Annotated in this window: 19 protein-coding genes; 14 read left to right on the plus strand and 5 right to left on the minus strand. The window is 69.0% G+C overall.

Translation table 11 applies throughout. The features are described from left to right. Positions 1 to 30 precede the first annotated feature (30 nt). The 12 genes from AL346_RS03560 to ptsN all read left to right on the plus strand — a co-directional run bounded on the left by AL346_RS03560 (position 31) and on the right by ptsN (position 11192). Positions 31 to 1026, plus strand: coding sequence for a metal ABC transporter solute-binding protein, Zn/Mn family (locus AL346_RS03560; RefSeq protein ID WP_026015492.1), 996 nt, complete (start codon positions 31 to 33; stop codon positions 1024 to 1026). A gap of 143 nt (positions 1027 to 1169) precedes the next feature. Then, positions 1170 to 2219, plus strand: coding sequence for a GTP-binding protein (locus tag AL346_RS03565; protein ID WP_019404265.1), 1050 nt, complete (start codon positions 1170 to 1172; stop codon positions 2217 to 2219). A 190-nt stretch (positions 2220 to 2409) separates the two neighbouring features. Continuing rightward, positions 2410 to 3420 carry a WD40 repeat domain-containing protein gene (locus AL346_RS03570; protein ID WP_019404264.1) on the plus strand — a complete coding sequence of 337 codons (1011 nt, stop codon included), beginning with the start codon at positions 2410 to 2412 and terminating at the stop codon, positions 3418 to 3420. 9 nt (positions 3421 to 3429) lie between these two features. Then, positions 3430 to 3714: a hypothetical protein gene (locus AL346_RS03575; protein WP_019404263.1), complete on the plus strand. Its 285-nt coding sequence runs from the start codon at positions 3430 to 3432 to the stop codon at positions 3712 to 3714. Positions 3715 to 3818: 104 nt separating this feature from the next. Beyond that, a complete protein-coding gene (locus tag AL346_RS03580; RefSeq protein ID WP_019404262.1) occupies positions 3819 to 5132 on the plus strand; it encodes an alpha/beta hydrolase in 1314 nt (437 codons plus the stop codon). Between the two features lie 78 nt (positions 5133 to 5210). Beyond that, positions 5211 to 5825, plus strand: a complete 615-nt coding sequence (locus AL346_RS03585; protein ID WP_019404261.1) for a ribonuclease D — start codon at positions 5211 to 5213, stop codon at positions 5823 to 5825. Between the two features lie 183 nt (positions 5826 to 6008). Continuing rightward, the gene (gene lptC / locus AL346_RS03590; protein ID WP_019404260.1) at positions 6009 to 6734 is read left to right on the plus strand and encodes an LPS export ABC transporter periplasmic protein LptC; all 726 of its coding nucleotides are present in this window, start codon (positions 6009 to 6011) and stop codon (positions 6732 to 6734) included. Next, entirely contained in the window at positions 6731 to 7345 is a 615-nt protein-coding gene (locus tag AL346_RS03595) for an LptA/OstA family protein (RefSeq protein WP_019404259.1), read from the plus strand. Before lptC ends, AL346_RS03595 begins: the two co-directional genes overlap by 4 nt. Before the next feature lie 37 nt (positions 7346 to 7382). Further along, the gene (gene lptB / locus AL346_RS03600; RefSeq protein ID WP_019404258.1) at positions 7383 to 8279 is read left to right on the plus strand and encodes an LPS export ABC transporter ATP-binding protein; all 897 of its coding nucleotides are present in this window, start codon (positions 7383 to 7385) and stop codon (positions 8277 to 8279) included. Positions 8280 to 8392: 113 nt separating this feature from the next. After that, complete coding sequence (gene rpoN, locus AL346_RS03605; RefSeq protein WP_019404257.1) at positions 8393 to 9940, plus strand: RNA polymerase factor sigma-54; 1548 nt, start codon at positions 8393 to 8395, stop codon at positions 9938 to 9940. A gap of 125 nt (positions 9941 to 10065) precedes the next feature. Then, positions 10066 to 10659 (plus strand): ribosome hibernation-promoting factor, HPF/YfiA family, encoded by a 594-nt coding sequence (gene hpf, locus AL346_RS03610; RefSeq protein WP_019404256.1) that lies wholly within the window; start codon positions 10066 to 10068, stop codon positions 10657 to 10659. A gap of 59 nt (positions 10660 to 10718) precedes the next feature. Beyond that, a complete protein-coding gene (gene ptsN / locus AL346_RS03615) occupies positions 10719 to 11192 on the plus strand; it encodes a PTS IIA-like nitrogen regulatory protein PtsN (RefSeq protein ID WP_019404255.1) in 474 nt (157 codons plus the stop codon). Between the two features lie 6 nt (positions 11193 to 11198). Here ptsN and AL346_RS03620 read toward each other — a convergent pair whose 3' ends face one another. Further along, positions 11199 to 12197: a glucokinase gene (locus AL346_RS03620; protein WP_019404254.1), complete on the minus strand. Its 999-nt coding sequence runs from the start codon at positions 12195 to 12197 to the stop codon at positions 11199 to 11201. A gap of 162 nt (positions 12198 to 12359) precedes the next feature. Here AL346_RS03620 and AL346_RS03625 point away from each other — a divergent pair, with 162 nt between their 5' ends. Continuing rightward, positions 12360 to 13982 (plus strand): fumarate hydratase, encoded by a 1623-nt coding sequence (locus tag AL346_RS03625; RefSeq protein ID WP_019404253.1) that lies wholly within the window; start codon positions 12360 to 12362, stop codon positions 13980 to 13982. A gap of 110 nt (positions 13983 to 14092) precedes the next feature. Here AL346_RS03625 and AL346_RS03630 read toward each other — a convergent pair whose 3' ends face one another. The 4 genes from AL346_RS03630 to AL346_RS03645 form a co-directional block, all read right to left on the minus strand. Continuing rightward, on the minus strand, positions 14093 to 14665 hold the full coding sequence (locus AL346_RS03630; protein ID WP_156332671.1) for a hypothetical protein: 573 nt from the start codon (positions 14663 to 14665) through the stop codon (positions 14093 to 14095). A 161-nt stretch (positions 14666 to 14826) separates the two neighbouring features. Continuing rightward, the gene (locus AL346_RS03635) at positions 14827 to 15387 is read right to left on the minus strand and encodes a putative glycolipid-binding domain-containing protein (RefSeq protein ID WP_019404251.1); all 561 of its coding nucleotides are present in this window, start codon (positions 15385 to 15387) and stop codon (positions 14827 to 14829) included. A 182-nt stretch (positions 15388 to 15569) separates the two neighbouring features. Next, positions 15570 to 16664, minus strand: a complete 1095-nt coding sequence (locus AL346_RS03640) for a polyamine ABC transporter substrate-binding protein (protein ID WP_019404250.1) — start codon at positions 16662 to 16664, stop codon at positions 15570 to 15572. An 85-nt stretch (positions 16665 to 16749) separates the two neighbouring features. Beyond that, entirely contained in the window at positions 16750 to 17895 is a 1146-nt protein-coding gene (locus tag AL346_RS03645) for an aminotransferase (protein WP_026015491.1), read from the minus strand. Positions 17896 to 18225: 330 nt separating this feature from the next. Here AL346_RS03645 and AL346_RS03650 point away from each other — a divergent pair, with 330 nt between their 5' ends. Then, a complete protein-coding gene (locus tag AL346_RS03650) occupies positions 18226 to 19347 on the plus strand; it encodes an efflux RND transporter periplasmic adaptor subunit (RefSeq protein WP_019404248.1) in 1122 nt (373 codons plus the stop codon).

Here is a 19347-nt window from a genome sequence, read left to right on the forward strand (position 1 = left end):
CGCCCCGCGGCGGGCTCTGGAGGATCAACCATGCGCACCAGACGCAACGTTATATCAGCACTTTCCGCCGCCGCTTTCATGGCGCTGCCGCTCGCTCCCGCTGCCTTCGCGCAGCAGGCCGAGACGCCCTCGAAGACGAAGGTCGTCGCCACCTTCTCCATCCTGGGCGATCTCGTGCGCGAGGTCGGCGGCGAGCGCATCGATCTCACCGTCCTCGTCGGGCCCAATGGCGACGCGCATGTCTATTCCCCTTCGCCCGCCGACGCCCGCAACCTCGCCGAGGCCAAGGTCATCTTCGTCAACGGCCTCAAGTTCGAAGGCTGGATCGACCGCTTGGTTCAGGCCTCCGGCACCAAGGCCACGGTCGTCGAGGCCGCGGCCGAGGTGAAGCCGCTGGAGATGGAGGACGACGGCCACGGTCATGGCCACGCGCATGGCCACGCCCACGGACACGGCCACGCCGACGAACACGACGAGAAGCACGCCCACGAGCATGGCGGGCTCGACCCGCACGCCTGGCAGGATGTGGCCAATGCGAAGCTCTATGTCGCGGCGATCCGCGACGGGCTCGCCGCCGCCGATCCGGCGGGCAAGGAGGCCTATGCCGCCAATGCCGAGGCCTATCTCGCCAGACTCGATGCGCTCGAGGCCGAGGTCAAGGCGGCGGTCGAGGCCATCCCGCGCAACCGCCGCAAGGTCATCACCTCGCACGATGCCTTCGGCTATTTCGCGAGGGCCTACGGCCTCACCTTCATCGCCCCCCAGGGCGTCTCGACCGATGCGGAAGCCTCGGCCCGTGACGTCGGCCGCATCATCCGCCAGATCAAGCGCGACAAGATCCCCGCCGTCTTCCTCGAGAACGTCACCGATCCGCGCCTCGTCGAGCGCATCGCCAAGGAGACCGGCGCCAAGATCGGCGGCCGCCTCTATTCGGATGCCCTGTCGGATGAAAACGGCGCGGCGGGGACTTACATCGCCATGATGCAGCACAATATAAAGGCGCTGAACGCCGCCCTCGCCCGGTGACGGTCGACGGCGGCCCGGCGGCGGTGCTAGGAGGGGGTGGAAAGCCCCGCATCCGGGGCACCGCCTTTCGCGAGGTCTGATCACGCCCGTGCGGCAGGGTCCGTCAGGATCGGGCTGCGCCCGGCGTTCCTTGGAGCCCATCTATGGCCGACAAGATTCCCGTCACCGTCCTCACCGGCTATCTCGGCGCCGGCAAGACGACGCTTCTCAACCGCATCCTCACGGAGCCGCACGGCCAGCGCTTCGCCGTCATCGTCAATGAATTCGGCGAAGTCGGCATCGACAACGACCTCGTCGTCGGCGCGGACGAGGAAGTGTTCGAGATGAACAACGGCTGCATCTGCTGCACCGTGCGCGGCGACCTCATCCGCATCCTCGACGGGCTGATGAAGCGCAAGGGCAAGTTCGACGCCATCATCGTCGAGACGACCGGCCTCGCTGACCCGGCGCCCGTGGCCCAGACCTTCTTCATGGACCAGGACGTCTCCGACAAGACGAAGCTCGACGCCGTCGTCACCGTCGCCGACGCCAAGTGGCTGACCGACCGGCTGAAGGACGCGCCGGAAGCGAAGAACCAGATCGCCTTCGCCGACGTCATCATCCTCAACAAGATCGACCTCGTCTCGCCCGAGGAACTCGCCGAGGTGGAAGGCCGCATCCGCGCCATCAACCCCTATGCGATGATCCACAAGACGGAGCGCGCCTCCGTCGACATCTCGCAGGTGCTCGGCCGCAACGCCTTCGACCTCGAGCGCGTTCTCGAACTCGAGCCCGCCTTCCTCGAGGACGACGACCACCACCATCACCACCACGATCATGACCACGACCATGCCTGCGGCCCGGACTGCGACCATGATCACCACCACCATCACGGCGGGCTGAAGCACTATCACGACGAGGACATGCAGTCGGTGGCGCTGACCATCGACGGCGAGGTCGATCCCGACAAGTTCCTGCCGTGGGTCAACGACCTCGTGCAGCGCGAAGGCCCGAACATCCTGCGTTCCAAGGGCATCCTCGCCTTCCGCGACGAGCCGCGCCGCTTCGTCTTCCAGGGCGTGCACATGATCCTCGACGGGGACCTGCAGCGCGAGTGGAAGCCCGGCGAGGAGCGCCGGTCGAAGATCGTCTTCATCGGCCGCAACCTCGACAAGGAGGCGATCCGCGAGGGCTTCCTGGCCTGTACGGCGTGACGCGGCGGGCATTGCTCGCTCCCCCGGCTTGCCGAACGACTCCTCTTGTCCCCTCCCCCTTGTGGAGGAGGGTAGGGAGGGGGGTGGAGCAGCACGCAGGCGGTCGTGCTCTTGCGTCGCGCCCCCACCCCTACCCCCTCCCCGCAAGGGGGAGGGGAGTCTCCGACCGACGCTCGATCATAAAGATCCCATGGCCGCTCCGACGATCTCCTCCCTCACCGACCATGTCGCCGATCTCGCTGCCGGCGCGCATGTCACCGCCCTCGCCTGGCTCGGCGGCACCACCGCATTCGCACTGGCCGACGGCGCGGCGCTGCTCGTTGCCGGCGACGACCAGAAACGCGTCGCGGCCCATCCGGACGGGGCCGCGCTCGTCGCGACGAGCGACGGCCGGCGGCTCGTGACCGGCGGGGACGACGGCCGCATCGTCGCCGTCGCCGGCGACGGCACGGTGGAGGAGATCGGCGACGAGAAGGGCCGCTGGATCGACGCCATCGTCGCCGGTCGCGACGGCACCCTCGCCTGGAGCGCCGGCAAGCGCGTCACGGCGCGTGACGGCAAGGGCCGCCTGCGCCATTTCGAGGCACCATCGACAGCCCAGGGCCTTGCGTTCGCGCCGAAGGGCTACCGCCTCGCCATCGCCCACTACAATGCCGTCAGCCTCTGGTTCCCGAACACCGACGCCGAGCCCGAAAAGCTTGAGTGGAAGGGCTCGCACCTCGGCGTCACCTGGTCGCCGGACGCGCGCTTCGTCGTCACCTCCATGCAGGAGAACGCCCTGCACGGCTGGCGCCTCTCCGACCGGCGCGACATGCGCATGACCGGCTATCCGGCCAAGACGCGCTCCTTCTCCTGGTCGCACGACGGCAATTGGCTCGCCACCTCCGGCGCCGATGCCATCATCGTCTGGCCCTTCGACAAGGACGGCCCGATGGGCCGCGCCCCGCGGGAATGCGGCGTGCGCCACGCCAAGGTCTCGCGCGTCGCCTTCCACCCCGGCGCGCTCGTCGTCGCCGCCGGCTACGAGGACGGCTGCATCCTCCTCATCCGCCTCACCGACGCGACGGAGCTGCTGGTGCGCCGCGCGAGCGTGGAAGCGCAGGAGGATGCGGCGGTGACGGCCCTCGCCTGGGACGCCAAGGGCAAGCGCCTCGCCTTCGGCACGGCCGCGGGGGCGGCCGGCATCCTCACGTTGCCCTGAGCAGGGGCCATGGCGCTGCGCTTCGGCCTCTTCGGCAGGAAGGACGGCGACGACGGGGCCAAGGCCGCGCTCGCCGCCCTGAAGGAGCGGGCCCGCATCGTGCTCTGCCTCTCCGACGAGGCGACCGTCGCCGTGAACGAGATCGTCTGCGCCGATCCCGCCTGCCCGGGCCTCGAGACCATCGTCCTCGTCATGGAGCCCGGCCGCAGGACCCGGGCGCTCAAGATCGCCAAGGCAGCCGCCGAGGTGACCGACGAAGACCTTGGCGCCGCAGCCGCAGCCCCGCAGGCCTGAGCCGATCGGTCATTTCCTCCCTGTCCCTTGCCATTCCCGCCCCTGCCGGGCAAAGCTGCGGCGCCGGCCGATGCCGGGCCAGCGGGTTGGGGAGCGGTCTTGCAATGATCATTGGCGGTTTGCGAGCGTCATGGCTGAGCCCGCTGGCCGGCATTCTCCTCTGCGCGAGCCTCGCCGCCTGCGCCGGCCCGCCCAAGGGCGTACTGTTGCCGGTCGCCGAGCGGGCGCCGGGCACCGCGACCGTCGACATGATCGTCGCCACGACCCGCAGCCCGGGCGAGACCCCGGTCGATATGTTCACGGGCGAGCGTGGCCGCGAGCCGGCCTTCGCCAATATCACCGTCTCGATCCCGCCGGACAGCGCCCGCACCGCCGGCGAGGTGCAATGGCCGAGCCGCGTGCCTGGCAATCCCGCGACCGACTTCGTCACGCTGCGGGCCGACAGGCTCGATCGCCAGGCGGCGCTCGACTGGTTCCACAAGGCGGTGGCGCGCACGCCCAAGCGCCGCGTGCTCGTGTTCATCCACGGCTTCAACAACCGCTTCGAGGACGCGGTCTTCCGCTTCGCCCAGATCGTCCACGATTCGGGCTCGCCCGTGGTGCCGGTGCTGTTCACCTGGCCGTCGCGCGCCAGCATTCTTGCCTACGGCTACGACCGCGAGAGCAGCACCTATTCCCGCGACGCGCTGGAAACCCTGCTGACCGCGCTCGCCCGTGATCCGGCGGTCGGCGAGATCTCGGTGCTCGCCCATTCCATGGGCAACTGGGTGACGCTGGAGGCGCTGCGCCAGATGGCCATCCGCAACGGCCGCGTGGCCCCGAAGATCCGCAACGTCATGCTGGCGGCCCCCGACGTGGACGTCGACGTCTTCCGTACCCAGCTCGCCGCCATCCGGGCGCCGCGCCCCAACGTCACCCTGTTCGTCTCGCAGGACGACCGGGCGCTCGCCGTCTCGCGCCGGATCTGGGGCAGCTCGGCCCGGCTCGGCGCCATCGACCCCGAGATGGAGCCCTACCACACCGACCTGCCACGCGACGGCATCACCGTCATCGATCTCACCAAGCTGCAGACGGGCGACCGGCTCAACCACGGCAAGTTCGCCGAGAGCCCGGAGGTCGTGCAGATCATCGGCCAGCGCCTCGTCGCCGGCCAGACGATGACGGACCAGCGCGTCGGGCTCGGCGACCGCATCATCCAGCTGACCGCGGGTGCGGCGAGCACGGTCGGCACCGCCGCCGGCCTCGTCATCAGCGCCCCTGTCTCAGTCCTCGACGAGACCTCGCGCGGCAACTACGGCACGCACGTCGAGCGCCTCGGCGGCTCGATCTCCGACACGGCCGAGGCGACCGGCACCCTCATCGTGCCGCAAACGTCCGGCCACAGGCGGGGCACCGCGGCCGAACTGCCGCCGCCCTGACCATCGCCATCGTTCTCCCGGCCCCTTGCCCTGCCGCAGGCGCGGTGGTAGCCCGGGGCGAAAGAAGGACGCTGCGACATGACGATCCGCCTGCACATCGGTGACCTGCCGGCCGACGCCGACTTCGGCGACGCCGTGGCCGTCGACACCGAAACCCTCGGCCTCGTGCCCCAGCGCGACCGGCTGTGCCTCGTGCAGCTGTCGCGCGGCGACGGCACGGCGGACCTCGTCCAGATCCGTCCCGACGGGCCGCGGCCGGACAATCTCGCGCGCCTCCTCGCGGACGAGAAGGTCTTGAAGATCTTCCACTACGCCCGCTTCGACCTCGCCGTCATCGAGCATTATCTCGGCGTCATGCCCGGCCCGGTGTTCTGCACCAAGATCGCCTCGCGTCTCACCCGCACCTACACCGACCGCCACGGCCTCAAGGACGTGCTGCGGGAGCTCCTCAGCGTCGAGATCTCGAAGCAGCAGCAGTCGTCCGACTGGGGCGCCTCGACTTTGAGCGAGGCCCAGCTCGCCTATGCGGCCTCGGACGTGCTGCATCTCCACGCATTGAGGGACAAGCTCGAGGCGCTGCTCGCCCGCGAGGGTCGCACGGAGCTCGCGCGCCAGTGCTTCGCCTTCCTGCCGACGCGGGCGCGGCTCGATCTTGCGGGCTGGCCGGAAGTCGACATTTTCGCCCATTCGTGAGCCGGTTGGCACAAGGCTTTGACCTTGCGCCTCGGCATCACTACATGAGGCTTGCCTCGGCGTGCATTGCCGTGCATGCCGAGGTATCTTGCGTTTTGATATTGCCGTCGATCGCGCGCCTTATCGGGGCTGGAATGATCCGCCCAGCTGCGCGTTCGCCATGCGAGGGTGAGAACCTGTCCCATGTCCGTCGGGGTGTCGTCTAACAGGACCGGCCACCGCGTTGCGCGCGAGGGCGATGCCTATGGCGCGGCCCTGCGCCATTCGGGCCGGGTGCGCTTCCTGCGGCGCGCGATCCCCGTCGGCGCGCTTCTCGCCGTCCTTGCCATCGTCGGCATCAGCCTGCTCGCGCCGCTCGGAGCGATCGGCGGCCTGTCGCTCGGCCCCGTCAGCCTGTCCGGCACCAAGATCACCATGAGCGCGCCCAAGCTGCGCGGCTTCCGCGAGGGCACCCAGCCCTACGAGCTCACCGCCTCGGCCGCCACCCAGGACACGCGCAAGCCCAACCTCATCGAGCTCGCCACCATCGACGGCCACGTCACGCTGAAAGACCAGGGGCGCGCGCATCTGAGCGCCGACAGCGGCCTCTATGATTCCCAGAACGAGCAGCTCGAGCTCGACGGCAACGTGCGCGTGACGACGGAGCGCGGCTACGATGCGCGCCTCAAGTCGGCCTCCGTCGACTTCAAGGCAGGCACCGTCACCTCGAAGCAGCCGGTCGAGGTCGCCATCACCGGCGCGACCATTACCGCCGACACGCTTGACGTCACCGACAACGGGCAGCACATCACCTTCGCCGGACGGGTGCAGGCGACGATCGAGGCCAAGGCTGCCCGCCAGCCCGAAGCAGCCAACCCGCCGACGACCGGCGGCGCCGAGACCGGATCCAACCGAGAAGACCGTCCATGACCATCAGGCTTCAGCCCTACGCCCTCCTTGCCCTTGCGCTGATGGCGGCCCCGGCCTTCGCCCAGCAGGAGAGCGCGTCGCCCTTCGGCGGCCTCGGCAACAGCAAGGATCCGATCAAGATCGACGCCGACCGGCTCGAGATCTTCGACAAGGAGCAGCGCGCCGTCTTCTCGGGCAACGTGGTCGCCGTGCAGGGCGACACGACCATGCGCTGCTCGCAGCTCGTCGTCCATTACGACCAGAGCGCCACCCAGGGCGGCGGTCAGACCGGCGGCAACCAGGCCGCCGCCGGCCAGCCGGCGGGTGCGCAGGCCGGAGGCACCCCGGCGGAAAACAACATCAAGAAGCTCGAATGCGCCGGGCCCGTGACGGTGGTCTCGAAGGACCAGACCGCGACCGGCGACAACGCCACCTTCGACCGCCAGGCCAACCGCGTGTTCCTGACCGGCAAGGTGGCGCTCAGCCAGGGCCAGAACGTGCAGCAGTGCGACCACATCGTCTACGACCTCAACACCAGCATCGCGCGGTGCGAGTCGAAGCCGGGCGGGCGCGTGCAGGGCGTGTTCGTGCCGGGCGGCAACGAGCCGCAGAAGCCGGCGCGCCCCCGCTGAGGCCGCACCGCTCGTCGACCGAGGACGGATCACAGACGTGAAATTCTCCCTGAAGCGCCATGCCGGCGCCGCGCACCGCCCGGAAGGGCTGGAGACCGCCGAGCCGTTTGCCGGTGGCGTGCCCCCCTTCGGCGGCCCCCAGGCCCCCGACGATTTCGCCCCCCTCTATGCGGCCGGCTCGCACGAGGGCGAGGACGGTGCCTATGGCGGCCCCGGCATTCTCTCCGTGCGCGGCCTGCAGAAGAGCTATCGCGGGCGTACCGTGGTGCAGGATGCGGCGCTCAACGTGCGCAACGGCGAGGCCGTGGGCCTGCTCGGCCCCAACGGCGCCGGCAAGACCACGATCTTCTACATGATCACGGGCCTCGTCGCCTCCGACCGCGGCACCATCACCCTCGACGGGCACGACATCACCCACCTGCCCATGTACCGGCGCGCGCGCCTCGGCATCGGCTATCTGCCGCAGGAGGCCTCGATCTTCCGCGGCCTGTCCGTCGAGGACAACATCCGGGCGGTGCTGGAGGTCGTCATCCGGGACAAGCGCGAGCGTGAGCGCGAGCTCGACGCGCTGCTCGAGGAATTCAACATCACCCGGCTGCGCAAGTCGCCGTCGATCGCTCTGTCGGGCGGCGAGCGGCGGCGCTGCGAGATCGCGCGCGCGCTTGCCGGCCAGCCGTCCTTCATGCTGCTCGACGAGCCCTTCGCCGGCATCGACCCCATCGCGGTGGGCGACATCCAGAACCTCGTGCGGCACCTGACCAGCCGCGGCATCGGCGTGCTCATCACCGATCACAACGTGCGCGAGACGCTCGGCCTCATCGACCGGGCCTACATCATCCACTCCGGCCGCGTGCTGACGGAAGGCCGGCCGGACGAGATCGTCGCCAATGCGGACGTGCGCCGTCTTTACCTTGGCGAGGATTTTCACCTCTGAAGGCCGTGCCGGGCGCACCGTCCCTTTGACGCAGGGTGCGACACTCGCTAAAACCGTGATCCAAGCAAGAAGCGTGCCGAAGGCGCGCGGGGTTTGGGGACGGCGGCGGCAACATGGCTTTGATGCACCGACTGGAGCTGCGCCAGGGCCAGAGCCTGGTGATGACGCCGCAGCTGCTGCAGGCGATCAAGCTGCTTCAGTTCTCGCACAACGAGCTCGTCTCCTATGTGGAGGCGGAGCTCGAGCGCAACCCGTTGCTCGAACGGGCCGACGGCGCCGACGGCGAGCGCCCGGCCGAGATGGCGGAGCCCGCCGCCGAGCCGGCCGGCGTCGACGACGAGCGCCAGTGGTTCAAGGACGAGCTCGCCGTCTCGCGCGACACGATCGAGGCAGGCCTCGGCACGCGCCTCGACAACGTCTTCCAGGACGAAGGCGGGGCGAAGGCCCGCGAGGCCCGCGCGGCCGAGGACCAGCTGCCGGTCTCGTCCTCCCTGTGGAGCGGCAGCGGGCACGGCTCCTTCGACGACGACGAGGGACCGAGCCTCGAGGCGACGCTCGCCGCCGACCTGTCGCTGCACGACCACCTCGAGGCACAGTTGCTCGTCGCGACCAGCGACCCCGCGGAGCGGCTCATCGGCCGCCATCTCATCGATGCCGTCGACGAGACCGGCTATCTCGCCGAGGACACGGCGGCCATCGCCGCGCGGCTCGGCACCACGAACGAGCGCGTCGAGGAGGTGCTCGCCCTCGTCCAGACCTTCGAGCCCTCCGGCATCGCCGCGCGCAGCCTCGCCGAATGCCTCGCCATCCAGCTGAAGGAGCAGGACCGGTTCGATCCGGCGATGCAGGCGCTCGTCGCCCACCTGCCGCTGGTCGCCCGGCGCGATGTCGCCGCTCTCAAGCGGCTGTGCGGGGTGGACGACGAGGACCTCACAGACATGCTCGCCGAGCTGCGCCGGCTCGACCCGAAGCCCGGCCGCGCCTTCGGCGGCGGCGTGGCGCAGACGCTGGTGCCGGACGTCTTCGTGCGCGAGGCGGCCGACGGCAGCTGGCTGATCGAACTCAACGAGGCGGCGCTGCCGCGCGTGCTCGTCAACCAGACCTATCATGCCCGCGTCTCGCGCGACGCCCGCAGCGAGGCGGACAAGACCTTCATCGCCGATTGCCTGCAGACGGCCAACTGGCTGACCCGCAGCCTCGAGCAGCGGGCGCGCACCATCCTCAAGGTCACCAGCGAGATCGTGCGCCAGCAGGACGGTTTTTTCGCCCACGGCATCGAGCATCTGCGACCTCTGAACCTGAAGGCCGTGGCGGACGCCATCGGCATGCACGAATCGACGGTCTCGCGCGTGACGTCGAACAAGTCCATCGGCACGCGGCGTGGCGTCTTCGAGATGAAATATTTCTTCTCCGCCGCCATTTCCGGCACGCCCGGGGGCGAGGCGCATGCCGCCGAGGCGGTGCGCCACCGTATCAAACAAATGATCGACGCCGAGCCGGCGGACGACGTCCTCTCCGACGACGCCATCGTCCAGAAGCTTCAGGGCGCGGGGATCGACATCGCCCGCCGCACCGTGGCCAAATATCGGGAATCCCTGCGCATTCCCTCCTCCGTCGAGCGTCGCAGGCAGAAGCGCGCCCAAGGTCGCGGCACTCAATGAAAGCCGGCGTGGCGGCTGGCCGCGTTGACTTGGGCCGGCGCTCTTTCTACGACATACTGTGACAACCTGCCGAAAGGGGCCCCTCGAGGTGGCACCGTAAAAGGTCGCCAGAAAGGGAGAGAACAATGACGCTGCGGGTTTCGGGCAAGAACATCGACATCGGCGAGGCATTGCGCGGCCAGGTGGAGGAGCGCGTGGCCAGTGTCATCTCGAAATATTTCGAGGGCGGGCACGCGGGCCATGTGACGGTCGCCAAGGAGGGGACGGGTTTCAGGACCGAATGCGTGCTTCATCTCGCCTCGGGCATCACGCTCGAGGCCTCCGGCATGGCGCATGACGCCTATCTGAGCTTCGACCAGACCGCCGAGCGCATCGAGAAGCGGCTGCGGCGCTACAAGCGCCGCCTCAAGGACCGTCAGGCGGCCAATGGCGTGGCCAACGGCACCCCGCAGGACATGTCTGCCTATGTCCTCGAGGCCCCGGGCGATGAGGAGGACGAGAGCGGCCCTGACTTCCACCCGGTCATCGTGGCGGAATCGACCAAGCAGCTGCATGTGCTGTCCGTCAGCGACGCGGTGGTCGAGCTCGATCTGACCGGTGCGCCGGTCGTTGTGTTTCGACACGCTGGCAGTGGACGCCTGAACGTCGTATACCGGCGCCACGATGGGACCATCGGCTGGGTCGATCCCCCGGCTGACGGCACCGCTGACAAGGCCTGACGTGTGCCGGCGGGCCGGACCTGTTCCAGCCCGATGGCCGCGCACCTGTGTGTTGAGATATGGCTCTGACCGATTTGCTTTCGCCTGAGGCCGTCCTGCCGGCGCTCAAAGTCAATGGCAAGAAACAGGCCCTTCAGGAGCTGTCCGCACATGCGGCCGAGCTGACCGGGCTCGACGAGCGGGACATCTTCGAAACGCTGCTCCAGCGCGAGCGCCTCGGCTCCACCGGCATCGGCGACGGCATTGCCATTCCGCATGGCAAGCCGGCCAGGATCGACCGGCTGTTCGGCCTCTTCGCGCGGCTCGAACGGCCGATCGACTTCGAGGCCCTCGACGGCCAGCCGGTCGACCTCGTCTTCCTGCTGCTCGCGCCCGAATCGGCGGGTGCGGACCATCTCAAGGCGCTCGCGCGCGTCGCCCGCATCCTGCGCGAGCCGGACGTGCTGGAGCGCATCCGCGCGACGCGCGACCCCGCGGCGCTCTTCGCCATCCTCACCCAGGCGCCGACCGTCGCCCACCAGCCGAGCGAATAGCTCTTTTCACGGCCGCCACAGCCGTCTGTCCCATTCCATCGCATAGCGCTCAGGCGCGCGGCCGATGGCAGCGAGCCCGTAGAGCACGGCATCCGGCGTCGTGACGAGCCGCACGGGAATGGCCTGCACGAAGGCCGCGACCGGCGGCTTGTCGGCAAAGGCGGCCACGAAGGCTTTGGAATCGATCAGCGGGGCGAGCCGGGGCAGGATGCCGCCGGCGAGATAGACGCCGCCCGCCGCGCCGAAGGTCAGCGCCATGTCGCCGGCAAAGCGCGCGACGAGCTGCAGGAAGAGCGCCACCGTTTCTCGGCACTCTCCGTCCTGGCCGGCGAGCGCCCGCTCCACGATCTGCGGCGCCTCGTCCGTCGATCCCTCGCCGCCCGCAACGGCGAGCCGCGCCCGGTGCAGCCGGACAAGGCCGGGTCCGGAGAGGATCGATTCGGCCGTGTGGCGTCCCTCCACCCGCTCGAGCGCCGCCCAGATCGCAGCCTCGGCCGCATCCATCGGCGCGAAATCCACATGCCCGCCTTCGCTCGGCAGCGGGATGAAGCGCCCGGCCGCCTCCGTCAGGCCGGCGACGCCGAGCCCGGTGCCAGGCCCGAGCACGACCCGCGTCGGCCCGTGCGCCGCGAGGCCGGCGGTCAGGTCGCGCAGGCCGTGCTCCGGCAGGGCAGGCAAGGCGAGCGCCTGCGCCTCGAAATCGTTCAGCAGCAGCCCCTGGTCGAGCGACAGGGCATCGGCGATCTCAGGCCCGTCGATGATCCAGGACGCGTTGGTCAGCTTGATGCGCCGGCCGTCGCAAGGGCCCGCGGCGCACAGGATGGCGGAGCGGGGAAAGAGGTCGCCCGCCCGTCCGAGGGCCGCCTCCGCCGCGGCGACGAGGCTGGCATAGGACCCGGTGTGCAGCTGCGCGAGGGGCCTGAGCGGCCCGCCGGGCTCCATCACCACCGCAAAGCGCGCATTGGTGCCGCCGATGTCGGCGACGAGAAGAGGATAGGCGAACATCGGTTTCCTGAGCGTTCCTTGTCCTGCCGATGGCCCCCCGTGCGACGGGGGGACGCATTCGCATCTTCCACGCCTTGGAATGATGCGAGAGAGCCATTAGAAGCACGCTCGGGCCGCAGGGTCCACGGCCGTGCCCCTCCCCTCGCCAGATGAGGAACCCCGATGTCCGCCGACGCCGCCTACACGCCGCTCTTCCCCCTCGCCGCCGACAGCACCCCCTACCGCAAGATCACGAGCGACGGCGTGCGGGTCGAGACCTTCGCCGGCCGCGAGATGATCGTCGTGGAGCCCGAGGCCCTGCGCCAGCTGGCCGAGGCCGCCTTCGGCGACATCAACCACCTGCTGCGCCCCGGCCATCTCGCGCAGTTGAAGACCATCCTCGACGACCCCGAGGCGACGGCGAACGACAAGTTCGTCGCCTACGACCTCCTCAAGAACGCGAACATCGCGGCGGGCGGCATCCTGCCCATGTGCCAGGACACGGGCACGGCCATCGTCATGGGCAAGAAGGGCCGGCGCATCTGGACGGACGGCGACGACGAGGCCGCCCTCGCCGGGGGCATCCGCGACGCCTATCTCAAGCGCAACCTGCGCTATTCCCAGCTCGCGCCGCTCTCCATGTTCGAGGAGAAGAACACGCGCAACAACCTGCCGGCGCAGATCGATCTCTATGCCGAGGGCGAGGATGCCTACAAGTTCCTCTTCGTCGCCAAGGGCGGCGGCTCGGCCAACAAGACCTTCCTCTACCAGGGCACGCCCTCGCTGCTGACGCGGGACAGGCTTCTCGCCTTCCTGAAGGAGAAGATCCTCACCCTCGGCACCGCCGCCTGCCCGCCCTATCATCTCGCCATCGTCATCGGCGGCACCAGCGCCGAGCTCAACCTGAAGACGGTGAAGCTCGCCTCCACGCGCTATCTCGACGACCTGCCGACCGAGGGCTCGGAAGCGGGCCACGCCTTCCGCGACCTCGAGATGGAGGCCGAGATCCACAGGATGACGCAGAAGCTCGGCGTCGGCGCCCAGTTCGGCGGCAAGTACTTCTGCCACGACGTGCGCGTCATCCGCCTGCCGCGCCACGGCGCCTCGCTCCCCATCGGCCTCGGCGTCTCCTGCTCGGCCGACCGGCAGGCCAAAGGCAAGATCACGCGCGACGGCGTCTTCCTCGAGCAGCTCGAGACGAACCCCGCACAGTACCTGCCGGAGGTCGACGCGGCCGCGCTCGGCGGCGAGGTGGTCAGGATCGACCTGACGCGACCGATGTCCGAGATCCTCGCCACGCTGTCGCGCCATCCCATCCGCACCCGCCTGTCGCTGACCGGGCCGATGATCGTGGCGCGCGACCTCGCCCACGCCAAGCTGCGCGAGCGGCTGGAGCGCGGCGAGCCGATGCCCGACTATTTCAGGAACCACCCCATCTACTACGCCGGCCCGGCCAAGACGCCGGAAGGCTACGCCTCCGGCTCCTTCGGCCCGACCACCGCCGGGCGCATGGACGCCTATGTCGACCAGTTCCAGGCCGCCGGCGGTTCCATGGTGATGCTCGCCAAGGGCAACCGCTCGGCGCAGGTACGTGAAGCCTGCCAGAAGCACGGCGGCTTCTATCTCGGCTCCATCGGTGGCCCCGCCGCCCGCCTGGCGCAGGACTGCATCAAGAAGGTCGAGGTCGTGGAATATCCCGAGCTGGGCATGGAAGCCATCTGGCGCATCGAGGTCGAGGATTTCCCCGCCTTCATCGTCGTCGACGACAAGGGCAACGACTTCTTCAAGGAGCTCAACCTCGGCTGAGCCGGCCGGCGGCATCGCCGTCCGGGAGACGTCGAATCCCGCGCCCGGGTGGAGCGAGCTTCGGCCAAATCGCGCTCCACCGCTCTGCGCCCATCCAGCGGCTGCGCTCGTCAGGCTGTGCGGTTCTGCGCCGGATTCGCAACCAGGGCGACCGCATTGCGGATCCAGAAGCGATCCTTGTCCTTTTCCGCTTCCGTCAGTTGCGGATAAGGCAGCTTCTGCTCCTCCGGCGCCCATGCTCCATTGCGCGCGAGCCAGGCGTCATGGACCACCTCGGCCGCTCTTTCGACGAAGGCGCCGTCGAGCGCACCGCCCTGCCTGAACGCCTTGAGGACGCAATCGACGGCGATTTCCGCCGAGGCCTTGTTCTCAGCCTGCCAGTCGCTCGGCAGATCGCGATAGTCGGTGTTTGCGATGTCGACCGTGGTCCGGCCGGAGCGTGCCATCCACGCCTCGTCCTTCACCTCCTTGACGCGCGGTTCATAGCCGCCGTCGGCGCGGCGGCGCTCGGCGCGCCAGGCGTCATGCCCGAGGGCGGCAACCTGCGCCACCAGGGTCTCTCTCGCAAAAGGCTCCGCGCGCGACCCGCTCCGCTCCATCGAGGAGCGCCACTTGTCGGCATTCGGGAGCGCGTCGGAGCGGGGGACGCCACACGACTGACCGGATCCGGGAATATCCATCATCAAAATCCAAGCAATGATTGAAAATGCCGCAAAACGTATAGCTTCTATGTTGCTCGACAATTCCTGAATCACGCATTCATACTTGCCAGCTCATGGCAATGTACTGCGCGGAAATATGCTTTCCGCTTCAAGAGCACGCCATTCCGAAGCCAGGATCCGGATCACCCGCGCCGGCGCCAGATGCCCGGATAGTCGACGACGAGGCCCGCCTCGTCGACGGTGAGGTCCGCCGTGAACCCGGTCGCGACACCGTGGTAGCGGAAGCGCCGCGGCGGCTCGCCCCGGTCGAGCCGTGTGTAGACCTGGGCTTCCGGCGTCACCGCGAGGTCCGGCACGCGGATATAGGCGACGCGGATCTCCCGCGCCTCGTCGGGCGCGAGCCCGAGATTGCGGATGGGCAGCGTATTGGTGAAGGGCGAACCCATCAGGTCGATCTCCGTGCACGATCTGAGATCGAGCCGCTCGACGCCGTCGGCGTGCCAGTGCCCGTCCGGCTCGCGGCCGAGGTGGAGCTCCCGCCGCACCGGCCCCTGTTCCAGCTGCACCTCGGCATGGCGGAAGCGCCACGCGCGATCGCAGGTCACGAGGTAGTGCATGCGGAAGGTGCCGCTCTCCAGCGTGCCGGCCACGACGCCCTCGGCGAGGATCGCCTCCGGCTTCTCGATCAGGCGCAGATGCTCCTGCCCCGGCGCGTGAAGCCACTCCCAGTAGATGTCGCGCATGGTTCGCCTCCCCTCGCGCGGGGCCTCTCAATGTCCCCTTGGCGCGTCGTCGCCCCGGCGGCGGCGGTGGGGATATGAGACACCCACAAGGGCGCCTTCGACAATCCCCGTCGGGCGCCGGCAACGAAAAAGGGCGGCATGCCCGGCATGCCGCCCTGTGATCCGCTGCGGTCCGGTTCCGCTTACCGGCCCGTCTTCACCCGCGTCCACAGCCGGGTCAGCGTGCGCTGGGCGCGCTCGTCATAGGCCGTGTTGGTGAAGAGGCGCTTCATCGTCTCGTCATCGGGATAGATGCCGGGATCGTTGCGGATCTCCTCGTCGAGATGCTCCTTCGAGGCGATGTTGCCGTTGGCATAGGCGACGAAGTTGCTGTTCGCCGCGGCGACCTCCGGCTTCATCATGAAGTTGATGAAGGCGTGCGCCTCGTCCGGATGCGGCGCATCGGCCGGGATGGCCATCGAGTCGAACCACATCAGCGCTCCCTCCTTGGGGATGATGTAGGCGACGTCGACGTTGTTCTTGGCTTCCTCCGCACGGGCCTTGGCCTGCAGGATGTCGCCGGAATAGCCGACGGCCACGCAGATGTCGCCGTTGGCGAGCCCGTTGATGTATTCGGACGAATGGAACTTCTGGATGTTGCCGCGCACCTTGACGAGGAGATCGGCGGCCTTCTGGAAGTCCTTGGCGTCCTTGGAATCGGGATTGAGGCCGAGATAGCTCAGCACGCCCGGGAAGATGTCCTCCGGCGCATCGAGCATGTGGATGCCGCAGTCCTTGAGCTTGGCCGAGAGCTCGGGCTTCAGCACGATGTCCCACGTGTTGAGCGGGATGTCGCCGAGCCGCTCCTTGACCTTGTCGACATTGATGCCGATGCCCGTCGTACCCCACATGTAGTTGACGGCATGCGCATTGCCGGGGTCGAAGACCTGGAGCCGCTCCGCCACCTCGGGCCAGGCGTTCTGCAGGTTGGGAATCTTCGCCTTGTCGAGCTTGGCGAAGATGCCCGCATTGATCAGCCGCTGCAGGAAGGGCCCCGACGGCACGACGATGTCGTAGCCGGACTTGCCGGCGAGCAGCTTCGTCTCGACGATCTCGTTGTTGTCGTAGGTGTCGTAGACGACCTTGATGCCGGTCTCCTTGGTGAAGTCCTCGAGCATCTTCGGATCGACATAATCCGACCAGTTGTAGACGTGGACGGTCTTCTCCTGCGCGGCCGCCGGCACGGCGAGCGCAAGAAGCGGCGCGGCAACGAGTGAGGCAACGAGAGCGCGGACCATTTCCGGGCAGTCTCCCAAGGCGAGATGGAAAGCGGACGCTCACGGCGAGCGTCCCCGTGAAGGCTAAGCGGTTACGGGCATTTTCTCAACGGCCGAGACCGGCGAGACGCTCGAGCGCGCCGTCGAGCGTCGCGTCCTTCTTGGCGAAGCAGAAGCGCACCACGTTGCGCACCGGATTCTCGTGATAGAAGGCGCTGACCGGGATCGCGGCGACGCCCCGTTCGGCGACGAGCCGCTTGCAGAAGGCGACGTCGTCCTCCTCCCCGAGGGGGGCGATGTCGATGTTCACGAAATAGGTGCCCTCGCTCGGCAGCACGGCGAGCCCGAGGCTCCTCAGCCCCTCGGTGAAGCGGTCGCGGCTGCGCGCGAAATCGCGCCGCATCCCCTCGAAATAGGCGTCGTCCTTGGCAAGGCCGTAGGCGACCGCGCTTTGCAGGTTGGGCGGCGTCGTGAAGGTGAGGAACTGGTGCGCCTTGGCGAGCACCTTGAGGATCTCGGGCGCCGCCGAGACGAAGCCGACCTTCCAGCCGGTCAGCGAGAAGATCTTGCCGGCGGAGCCGATCTTGACGCAGCGCTCGCGCATGCCGGGCAAGGTCATCAGCGGCAGGTGCCGGCGCCCGTCGAAGACGAGGTGCTCCCACACCTCGTCGCAGATGGCGATGGCATCGAAGCGCTTGCAGAACCGGGCGAGCAGCTCGAGGTCCTCGCGGCCGTAGACGACGGCGGAGGGATTGAGCGGATTGTTGAAGAGGACGACCTTCGTGCGCTCCGAAAAGGCTGCGGCAAGCGCCTCCTCGCTCAGCCGCCAGTGGGGCGGCTTCAAGGTGACGAAGCGCGGCACGCCGCCGGCCCGGCGCACCAGCGGCAGATAGGCGTCGTACATCGGCTGGAAGAGGACGACCTCGTCGCCCGGCTCGATGAGGGCGAAAAGCGCGCCGGCGATCGCCTCGGTGGCGCCGGAGGTGATCATCACCTCGCTCTCGGCATCGAGGGCTAGGCCCTGATGATGCTGGTAGTGGTCGGCGACGGCCTGGCGCAGCTCCGGAAGGCCGAGCATCGGCGGATACTGGTTCCAGCCGTCCACCACGGCCTCCGCCGCCCTGGCGCGCACGTCCGCCGGTCCCGGATCGTCCGGAAAGCCCTGGCCGAGATTGATGGCCCCGGTCTCGCGCGCCAGGCGCGACATCACCTCGAAGACCGTCGTCGGCAATCCGGCCAGCACTGAATTCATCGTTTTCCTCGTGACGGGCGGTGGCAGTAGGCAATCGGCAGTCGGTCGACAGCCGAGATATGCCACAGCTCGGCGCGGCACGTCATTGGCGAAGAACGGCGCGACGCCCGACTGCCCACTGCCCGCTGCCGATCGCCCTTCAATGATGTGCGCCAGCGCACATCCCGATCGCGCGATTTGTGGGGTGCCTAGTGACGAAAATTGACATTCGTCAGCCATCATCTACCTTTGCTGCAGCCGGTCCGGGGGCGTGGCGCGTGGTCCGCTCTCGGTGCCCCCCGATCCACGGGTTCCGCCCCCGGGCCGGTCACCCCATGGAGCCCAGGACCGATGCACCACTTCTCGCCGCAGCCGGCCGGCGGCCGCCTCCCCCGCATGCCGGCGCTCGTCGCCGCCGCTCTCCTCTCCCTCGGCCTCGCGGCCTGCACGGACAGCGTGGCGGAGCAGGAGGCGAAGCCGGACCGGCCGGTGCTCGTCGCCAAGGTGCACTTCGAGGAGATCGTTCCCGAGCGGACCTTCGTCGCCAGCATCCGGCCGCGGGTCGAGAGCGATATCGGCTTCCGCGTGACCGGCAAGGTCGCCCGCCGGCTTGTCCAGGTCGGCGACACGGTGGCGAAGGGCACGCCGCTCGCCGAGCTCGACGAGACCGACCTGCGCCTGCAGGCGGAACAGGCGGAGGCCGAGCTCAACGCCGCCCGCACGGCCCTCTCCCAGGCCGAGGCCGAGGAGAACCGCAGCACCGAGCTGCGCCGCCGCGGCTGGGCCTCCGAAGCCGCCTTCGACCGCCAGAAGGCCGCCGCCGCCGAGGCCCGCTCGCGCCTCGCCCGCGCCGAGCGTTCCGTGGAGCTCACCCGCAACAATCTCTCCTATGCCACGCTGACCGCCGACACCGACGGCGTCGTGACCGCGACCCTCGTCGAGCCCGGCCAGGTGGTGGCCGCCGGCCAGACCGCCGTCCGCATCGCTGAGCTCGGCGAGAAGGAAGCCGTCGTCGCCGTGCCGGAGGCGCTGCTCTCGCGCGTGCGCCAGGGCGAGGCCTCCGTCGCGCTCTGGTCGGACCGCGACCGGCGCTATGCGGCGCGCCTGCGCGAGCTCTCGCCGGCGGCAGACCCGACGACGCGCACCTATCTCGCCCGCTTCGCCATGCCCGACGCTGGCGACGAGGTGGCGCTCGGCATGAGCGCGACGCTCGCCGTCAAGGGCGGCACCGGCGAGAAGGCGGCCCGCCTGCCGCTCTCGGCGCTGTTCAACCAGGGGTCCGGCCCGGCGCTCTGGGTGGTGGACCGCGCGACCGGCGCCGTCGGCCTGAAGCCTGTGACGGTCGTCCGCTACGACGCCCGCGAGGTGCTGGTAACGGACGGCGTCGCCGAGGGCGACGAGATCGTGGCGCTCGGCGTGCAGAAGCTCGACCCCGCGCAGAAGGTCCGCGTCGTCGAGGCCCTCGCCTACTGA

Source organism: Chelatococcus sp. CO-6 (genome assembly GCF_001271345.1).
In the GTDB taxonomy this organism is placed as follows: Bacteria; Pseudomonadota; Alphaproteobacteria; order Rhizobiales; family Beijerinckiaceae; genus Chelatococcus_A; species Chelatococcus_A caeni.